Here is an 8,139-nt window from a genome sequence, read left to right on the forward strand (position 1 = left end):
AATCGGTGGAGCTGCATGACAAAGTCATCGGGCATTATCTGAACATAAAACACTATCAATAAGTTGGAGTCATTACCGTGAAAGTGAGTGTACTCGAATTTCAACCGGTACCGGCCGTTATGATAATTAACCTGTTCCTCTGTGGGTTGCCTTGCCTTACGAACTTCGTCAGCCAGGAATGTGTCAACATCACGTGTTTCTAACTCTCCGCTAAGGCGCTGCAGGGCAGGAAAGTGGTCAGGATAACAAAGGGCGAAAGTAATCATCATTCCCTCTAAAAAATGATCCCCTAACGTTTTATTAATCCAGTCCTTCAGCCACTTGCAATGCCTTTGCAGCGTAGGATCTGCACCTACAGAGCCTGGCTCATAGGCCGCTCGAGCGATAATATGGAACAGAAGCGCTACGCAGTACATTTTGCCTTTCGTGCTAAGCTGAACGCGATCATCGTATTTGAGATTATATGGGTTGATGTTGGGCATAACATCATGACTGTAAACCAAAAACTCAAGCGACTCATCCATGACCTTCTCAAAACGCTGGCTGCGATTGTTTCTGTCACTGATTGAGCCGGCCTGATACCACCGGTCCGAAAGCTGTCGGTATCGACGGTAATAGTCATCCTCTTTTTGCTGAATAAACTGATTCCGGATCTGGGCGTCAATCCGACGTGCCAGACCGGAGAAATCGGGTAGGACAAATTTCTCAGGTTCATTTTTCGGAGATATAAGTGCTATGAATTCAGAAACCTGCATGTCTTTACTCTGAGGTCCATAACGTTTTCCTGACATGCGAGTGCCGATGAAAAAGCTTTCAATCGTCATAACTTACCTTTCAGTGACTATTCAGAAATTTTAAGTGTGCACTAACTATTCCATAAAACTGCATAGCAAGACAAAATATCAATCAGTATAAAAATACTTTTGTATTACATTTGTATTGCCAATGTGTGCGTAATGGATTACAACTACTCCTGACTGATAAACATAATCTGGAGCCGTTATGATGAACAAGCTACAGGAACGATATGCTCGCATAATTGCGATAATGAACAATAAAGGTGGTCCTGGTAAGACCAGCTCGGCTACCAATCTGGCTGTTCACTATGCCAGATCAGGGAAGCGGACGCTGTTGATTGACTCGGACCAGCAGGCCAATACGACAGAAGTCACCGCAAATGGTAAAAAGTACTATTCCATGTATGGTCCAACTATTTGCGATCTCTACAGCAATTCTCGATTTGATATCCGCGATGTCATCATCCCCGCGATGGCCGGTGATGCTCCTATCCCTAACCTGGATCTGATTCCGTCTGACCCGACGTTCGAAAAAATTATTGAACAGACCCTTACCCGCAGTCACCGCGAAAAAATCCTGGGCCGTCATCTCGAGAAAGTTCGCACTGAATATGATTACATCATTATTGACTGTGCACCTGGGCTCAATATCGCAACCGGCAATGCAATTTTTATCGCCGATCATGTTCTGGTACCTGTCGATGGCGGGAGTTTTTCTCTGAGTGGTCTTGAAATCATGCTGGACTATATGGATGAGATCTCTGAGGAAGATTATGCACGCTTCAGTGTATTCCGGAATAATTACAATGGTGCAAATAAGAAAATAAACACTTATATCGAAACCGCTCTGGGCTCGCACGAGAGAATTTCTCCGAGACTATTGAAAAGCCGGATTCGTACTGATCAGGCCATAGTACAGTCTCAGGTGGCTTGTCTTCCTCTGTACTACTACCAGAAAAGTGCAATGGCTTTAGTGGATTACGGCAAACTTGCCCGTGAGCTAGAAGAAATTATCAGCAGTGAGGCAGCATAATGTCTAAAGAACTTGTTCGACCTATAATGGAAAAACCTGAACGGGCCAGAAAAGAAAGTAGCCTGACTAACATTGCGGCTAAAAAGAAAAATACGACAGGCGAAACACCAAAAACTATACGCATGACACCTGCGGAAAAGATGCTGGCGCAGGAACTGGTTGAGCAGATCCAGGCACTTACGCACAAGAACATTACGGTTTCCACATTACTTCGTGCAGGGCTGTACCTTGCTCAGTCAGCAGGACCAGAAAAAGTTCTGAAGGCGATTAAAGAGAACATTTAGAAATACAAATGAAATACATTTGTATTTCAGATCCAGACATCTTTCCTGCTCAGTCTGGCCTGCGGGATCAGCAGGCCATCTTGTCCAGCTGCTTAATTATCTCAAGTTCTTCTTTAAGCAAAACAGGGTACTGATGGGTACAGGATTTTAACATTAAGAACTGGCGATTCTGTCTTCATTTTTCGTGTATTTTTGAAGGGAGTCCTTTAAAAGCGTCTTCCCAGTAGAGTTCCCTTTCCTCATCATTAACAACTTTACTCATCCATGATTCCGAACGATTCCAGCGAGCAGCAACTTCCTTCATGGTCCAGTTTTTTTCTTTTAATAATTTTTTAATCGTCTGAGTTGATAATCGGGCATTACTCCAGTTTTCAAGAGACTTTCTGGAAACATGAAAATCAAATTCAGGATATGTCTCTTCAAGTTTTTCTTTAGAAATAAAAGACCAGTTAGGTTCCTGGTACTGGTTGAAGTGAACCAGACTATATCGGTCATCCTGAGTTATGCTGATTTGAGATTCGTAATGTTCTATCCATACAGAATTCTCACGAACATACTCAAACAGAATTGATATCACTTCTTTACTTTTACGTTCCTGTGATTTAAATAAATCAAAAATCCCTTGCTGATTCTGTATTTTAATTGCACCGTCATTAATGAGTGCATTCACAGCTGATGCCCGTACACTCTCAACAGCATTGGTAATTGAAGTGTTATAATAATTTAACAACTGAGCACAGAAAAAAATTATCTTCCCGTCAACGATCTGAACTTTTAAATAGCAAAATCCCTCATCATCCCAGAAGGCTCTGAACTGCAGAGGAAGATATGTTTTTTTAAACCCTTCAATCAATCTGACACTGAGCTTCATCTTAGACTCCCAACTGATTTTATAATGATAAATTGAACTATAGTTCAACATTTGTCAAATCAACGTGCAAACTGATGTCGAAAGGAGGCTGATACCTGTGGGAGATATTTTGATGCGGTAACAACCAGGACGGTCAGGATTTCTCACTCAATCGAATGAGTAACAACGCCAGCCAGAACCGGTAAAGACTGTAAATGCATATCATCGGCACCGAATACAAATGAATTACAAAAGTAGTTCATTTGTATTCGGCGTAATTTCACTTAAAAGCTAATTAAATGTTCAATTCTTCAGCCGGTATTACACGGAAACCTACCAAAATTAGTTGGTTATATCATTTAGTTCATTCTTTACCGATCGTTCTAATACATCCAGCGCCAGGTGATGTATTATCAACTCAGTTGTCAGCTTAACGGGCAACTACCTCACGTTACGTCTGGATAACAGGCGCAACACACACGTAAATCTGAGAGGAATTCCACATGGAAACTCAAAGAATTCGATATATAAACTTTACAGAAGGAATCATCCATGAACCAATTTACAGAGGACCTACATAATGTAGTAGCTCAAATCTTAGCCGGCGCAGAAATCTCTGATAGTGAAATTTTCAAAGAATTAACTATTGAACCTGATTTTTACAAGGTGCAGGACCAGTATTACGGTGGAAATGGTATCTATTTCAACTCTGAATCAGAAACCCGCTTTTCACTGCGTAGCAAATCCAAAGGTGTATTGTATCTGGCCACCACGGCATTTACAGGGCTGAAAGAGTTTTATCAGGATGCTCCGCTTGTTGAAACTGAGGATCTTGAGAAAAACTGTATGGCGGTAATTCAGGCAGCACGCACAATCAAGATTATTGATTTAGCTGCCCTGGCGCCCCATCTGAAAACTCCGTTAGGTTATTTGATGGGCTCTAAAGCTGTCTATGAGGATACTCAGTGGCTGGCAGAAGTGCTTTCTCATTATGCTGATGGTATTGAATATTTGTCTCAACACACCGGCAAAACCTGTATCGCGTTGTGGTCTGACGCCGTTGATGGAAACGGAATGCTGAAGAACATCTCAGTCACTCCGTTAATCCAGTTCAGTCTCAACGGACAAAGTACGCAGGCGATCTTAAAATCAAAGCTGGGTATTCTTACTCTCTGAGATTAAAAATGGGCCAAAAGGCCCATTTTTTTACATGGTATGGTTGGTACCAAAGTTTTCTGCCAGGATTCTGAAGTGGGTCATCTCTTCAGGCGTAGCGCCACGGCGCAGCGCGTCAACAATAGAGACATGTGTTTCAGTTCCCGGAATATCAACTTTACGGGTAAAGAAGTGACATTTCCGCACAGCACTGACCTTGTGTTTAATCAGGGATAATAATTCCGGGATGCCGGCCAGCATACCACCTTCTGAATTATTCTCACGTGTGCAAAACTGAAATACCGGGTAAAGGTTTTCAGAACCCCATTTAATCTGAATAACTTCACCACGGTTTCCTCTTTTATGCAGGGTTGGCGGCGTGGTTGCCAGTATTTTTATAACTGCCGTTGATTTATGCACTCCACCTGAATTCTCCAGCGACTTAAGAAATACTTCTCTCGCTTCAGCAAGATCTTCCTGGGCCTGTTTTTCAGGTGTCATGGTATTAATTAATGTCTGCAGCTGAGCCTGATTCTTTAATTCAGCCCAGAACGTTTCATCCTGCAGCGTGAGCAGTTCCAGTAACTTCTCGTGGGGCAGTTCATGCAGTGCTTCAACGAACTTGCTTCCCACATTCTGAATGCGGGTCTGCAGCAGCTGGATTTCAGTTTGCTCACGGTTTTTGAGGTGAGCACGGGCTTTATTAGGTGCATAACTGATGTTTGTCATAGTCGCCTCGTCTCGGGTGTTTAAGATTTCCATGACTTAAGAATACACAAAATCTTAAAGAAGTGCAATTTTTGTACTTCCTGCATTCCCTGCAAAATCTGCATTCCGATTTCCGCTATTTGAGGAAAGGTCGCCCAACTGAGGGCAGTTTGTCACAGAACACAACATACAGCCCTTCCCTCCCCTTCAGACCCCATCATCCAGGCAAAAAGGATCCTTTTTCGATCCTTTTGCGATCCCATACTCTCCTCACGCTGAAATATTTGTTTCTGATTTATGGTATATATCCAGAAAGCGGAAATTCAGTGCACACCGCTCTGCGGGTTTTTTCCGTGGCAGTCGCGGTCGCGAGCAACGAAAATGACAGCAGAATTTCATCAGATTGCGCTACGTGAAAAATGGCAGGGTTGCAGGGGTGTAACCCGACAGAATTTACGTAGCGTGAGCGGACCAACGGGGACACCATGACTCTGCCCTCTTTTATTAACGCCTCCCCTGCCCTGCCGGCGACAGGCCAGTCGGCTGGCCTGGACTACGGCCGCGCGCTTTCGCTACGCGAAATGGCCCGGCACTACACCGAGCTGCCAAAATATCTGCTGGCTCCGGAAGTGGCCGGACTGCTGCACTTTGTTCAGGACTGGGGTCAGCACGCTTTTTTTAATACGTTATGGAATACCGGGGCACGCCTGAACGAAGGCCTTGCCCTGAGACGGCGTGACTTTCACCTTAACGAGAGCATTCCGCATGTCGTTCTTCGCACCGCCAAACAGCGGCGTGCCGGCGGCGGCCGTCCGCGTAAGGGAAAAAGTGCCAACCGGGTGGTGCCGTTATCGGACCCGGCCTATGTCGATGAGATGCGCCGGCTGTTCGCCAGCACGAAGGAGCAGTTTGAAGATGATCCGATTACAGGCGAACGTCGCGCGCAACCGGTGTGGAATGTTTCCGACCGGACGGTGCGTAACTGGCTGGTCCGGGCTACTGATGCCGCGGATCGTGACGGCGTCAGACTGAGCATCGACGTCAGCCCCCATACCTTCCGGCACAGTTTTGCAATGCACCTTTTATATGGCCACGTTCACCCTAAGGTACTCCAGGGTCTGCTGGGGCATGAGAAGTTTGAGAGTACTGAGGTCTATACGAAAATATTTGCGCTCGACGTGGCTGCCAGTCAGCAGCTGCGCTTCACCCTCGATACACAGGATGCGCTGCAGCTACTGCGTATAAAATAGATAACCAAGTTGAGTTCCCATGAAAAAAACCAAATACAGATTTGAGAGTGATGACGATCCCTTTGTATCTAAAGATGTTTTGACTCTGATCGACAACGGACTTGTGTTTCTGGATAAGGCGCGTGAAGAATTGCAGGACTCCATGCCCAAATTTTCGATTGTCAGTTTCTGGACAGCGGTCGAGATCCTGCTGAAGGTACCTTTGTTACATGAGCACTGGAGTCTGGTGTGCTCCGGCAGGAAAATAGAGCGAGCAAGGTACCTTGCAGGTGATTTCCAGTCGGTGACATACGATGAAACATGTCAGCGATTAGCTGATGTTCTGGAACACCCTCTTCCTAAAGAAACCATCGACGTATTCAAAAAAGTCAAAGACCATCGCAACCGGGTGGTTCATTTTTATCATTCCGATTTCACAGACGAGCAATCAAAGAAAATTCTTCATGAACAGGCCGATGCCTGGTTTGCGCTAAATCGTTTTATGCGTGATCAGTGGTTTTCGATTTTTGGAGAGCCTCTGAACTCTAAGCTCGCATTAGACGAAGATGGAATGCTCCGGAGCTCGTTTTTTTATGCTGATGCTAAATTTCGTTATCTCAAGCCGGAACTTGATGGACTCGAAAAACAGGGATGTTCAGTCTCAGTTTGCCGCTCCTGTAGTAAAAAAGCTGCGGTTGATATGTGTATACATGAGGAAAGCGGAAATACCCTGCATGAATCTGACTGTCTGGTCTGCGGTACCAGGTCAGATCAGTATCTCGAAGTTACCTGCCCTGACTGCGGGATAAAGCAGAATTTATACGCTACCGGTGAAACAGAATTCACCTGCGTACAATGTAACCACTCTTCATCACGATACGATTTGCTTGATGAATGGGAGGGTAAACCAGAAGATTTTAGTCATTCTGGTCTTCCTGCAAGTTGTTCTGATTGTGACGGCTATGAGACGGTATGTGAGTACGGTGGTGGATACCTGTGCACCACCTGTCTCGTATTACATGACTCACTGGAAACCTGCGGATACTGTGGCGGGCATTCAACCTCAGTTCCTGAAATGAGCGGTCTTATAGGGTGTAACTTCTGTGATGGTAACGTGCGGTTGCTGGAGGAATAAGTATATAAATGAATTACATTTGAAATTCCTTTGAATTACAAATGTATGTCTTATGTAGTTATTATCTGGTACCTCTTAGAAACACAATAACAAATACAAATGAATTTCAAATGTATTACATTGAGGGTGTTCGATGTCAACGTGGACAGATATCTCTATCGGTAACTTCACTCTGTACGATACGCAGAATGACTATCATCAATGGTATTTTCAGAAGGCCGATCGTGTCAGGGAGATTGTCAAAGACGAGGACGGGAGCTGGTCAGAAGGAACGTTTATCGGCTATCGGACGACCGTGGCACAGATGCGCCGACGGTTACAGCTGAACGGATATGACCGGGCCGCTCTCGAACGGGATTTTTCGACTGCCATTGAGTCCTGGAAAACGGATTCTATTGCGGAGCTGGCCAAACTTGAAAGCGAAGAACATCCCCACGGAGAAAATTATCTTCAGTACAGAATCACCTGGCTGAAGCACGTCATCCCGGTTCTTGAAAATGCAACGCTGGATGACTGGCTTGACCGGTTAAATAAGGCGGCATGTTGGCCGAGTAACGAGAGAGATTTTGCCCAACTTTTGACGTGGATTGAAACCGGTGATCCTGTGCTTTCCCTGATGGTCAGCTCGGTTGACGGTGATTGCTCCTGGGTTCGTGATTCGAACTTTAATTTCCCGTGTACACAACGAGATTTTTACTCTTTAGCGATTCTGCTAATCACTGAGGATGGCGCTGTATGCGAACTGGACCTGAAATGGCTCATATCTGCCGAATTGACTGATGATTTTGACGATCTGGAAGAAAAACATGCGGGAGCCACTCAACCGCTTAGACATGCCAGACAGAGCCTCTCTGAGTTGAGTGCACTGGTAGGCACTGTTGCAAAGTTAGCGATGAGGCAGCCTTTTGTCTTATTCAAAGGCCTTACATTTCAAAAACTCTGCTTACC

The 8,139-nt window shown here is 45.0% G+C and carries 9 protein-coding genes; 7 read left to right on the forward strand and 2 right to left on the reverse strand.

Annotation, left to right across the window (positions count from 1 at the left end):
* Positions 1–5: 5 nt before the first annotated feature.
* The 3 genes from QMN93_RS26300 to QMN93_RS25050 all read left to right on the forward strand — a co-directional run bounded on the left by QMN93_RS26300 (position 6) and on the right by QMN93_RS25050 (position 2,114).
* Positions 6–62, forward strand: a complete 57-nt coding sequence (locus tag QMN93_RS26300; RefSeq protein ID WP_003032489.1) for an IS1 family transposase — start codon at positions 6–8, stop codon at positions 60–62.
* Positions 63–1,002: 940 nt separating this feature from the next.
* A complete protein-coding gene (locus QMN93_RS25045; protein WP_000981293.1) occupies positions 1,003–1,830 on the forward strand; it encodes a ParA family protein in 828 nt (275 codons plus the stop codon).
* A complete protein-coding gene (locus QMN93_RS25050) occupies positions 1,830–2,114 on the forward strand; it encodes a hypothetical protein (protein WP_000032260.1) in 285 nt (94 codons plus the stop codon). The genes QMN93_RS25045 and QMN93_RS25050 overlap by 1 nt, the downstream gene beginning before the upstream one ends.
* 175 nt (positions 2,115–2,289) lie before the next feature.
* On the opposite strand, the gene QMN93_RS25055 is transcribed toward QMN93_RS25050, so the two are convergent.
* Positions 2,290–2,985 carry a hypothetical protein gene (locus QMN93_RS25055; RefSeq protein ID WP_106672652.1) on the reverse strand — a complete coding sequence of 232 codons (696 nt, stop codon included), beginning with the start codon at positions 2,983–2,985 and terminating at the stop codon, positions 2,290–2,292.
* Between the two features lie 531 nt (positions 2,986–3,516).
* On the opposite strand from QMN93_RS25055, the gene QMN93_RS25060 reads away from it, so the two are divergent.
* A complete protein-coding gene (locus QMN93_RS25060) occupies positions 3,517–4,140 on the forward strand; it encodes an RES family NAD+ phosphorylase (RefSeq protein ID WP_106672654.1) in 624 nt (207 codons plus the stop codon).
* A gap of 30 nt (positions 4,141–4,170) precedes the next feature.
* Here the strand turns inward: QMN93_RS25060 and QMN93_RS25065 are convergent, their stop codons facing one another.
* On the reverse strand, positions 4,171–4,848 hold the full coding sequence (locus QMN93_RS25065) for a hypothetical protein (protein WP_000182008.1): 678 nt from the start codon (positions 4,846–4,848) through the stop codon (positions 4,171–4,173).
* 464 nt (positions 4,849–5,312) lie between these two features.
* On the opposite strand from QMN93_RS25065, the gene QMN93_RS25070 reads away from it, so the two are divergent.
* From QMN93_RS25070 to QMN93_RS25080, 3 genes are all read left to right on the forward strand, one after another.
* Complete coding sequence (locus tag QMN93_RS25070) at positions 5,313–6,077, forward strand: tyrosine-type recombinase/integrase (RefSeq protein WP_000174662.1); 765 nt, start codon at positions 5,313–5,315, stop codon at positions 6,075–6,077.
* Between the two features lie 19 nt (positions 6,078–6,096).
* Positions 6,097–7,191 (forward strand): hypothetical protein, encoded by a 1,095-nt coding sequence (locus QMN93_RS25075; RefSeq protein ID WP_007372351.1) that lies wholly within the window; start codon positions 6,097–6,099, stop codon positions 7,189–7,191.
* A 133-nt stretch (positions 7,192–7,324) separates the two neighbouring features.
* On the forward strand, positions 7,325–8,139 hold an 815-nt coding region (locus QMN93_RS25080; protein ID WP_139800574.1), incomplete at its 3' end, for a HEPN/Toprim-associated domain-containing protein.

It is taken from the genome of Enterobacter sp. R-1.6.2 (assembly GCF_035064085.1).
Classification (GTDB): Bacteria; Pseudomonadota; Gammaproteobacteria; order Enterobacterales; family Enterobacteriaceae; genus Enterobacter; species Enterobacter asburiae_B.

Coding starts and splice junctions, on each gene's coding strand:
- QMN93_RS25045 (WP_000981293.1), top strand. CDS start 1,003: ATGATGAACAAGCTACAGGAACGATATGCTCGCATAATTGCGATAATG.
- QMN93_RS25050 (WP_000032260.1), top strand. CDS start 1,830: ATGTCTAAAGAACTTGTTCGACCTATAATGGAAAAACCTGAACGGGCC.
- QMN93_RS25055 (WP_106672652.1), bottom strand. CDS start 2,985: ATGAAGCTCAGTGTCAGATTGATTGAAGGGTTTAAAAAAACATATCTT.
- QMN93_RS25060 (WP_106672654.1), top strand. CDS start 3,517: ATGAACCAATTTACAGAGGACCTACATAATGTAGTAGCTCAAATCTTA.
- QMN93_RS25065 (WP_000182008.1), bottom strand. CDS start 4,848: ATGACAAACATCAGTTATGCACCTAATAAAGCCCGTGCTCACCTCAAA.
- QMN93_RS25070 (WP_000174662.1), top strand. CDS start 5,313: ATGACTCTGCCCTCTTTTATTAACGCCTCCCCTGCCCTGCCGGCGACA.
- QMN93_RS25075 (WP_007372351.1), top strand. CDS start 6,097: ATGAAAAAAACCAAATACAGATTTGAGAGTGATGACGATCCCTTTGTA.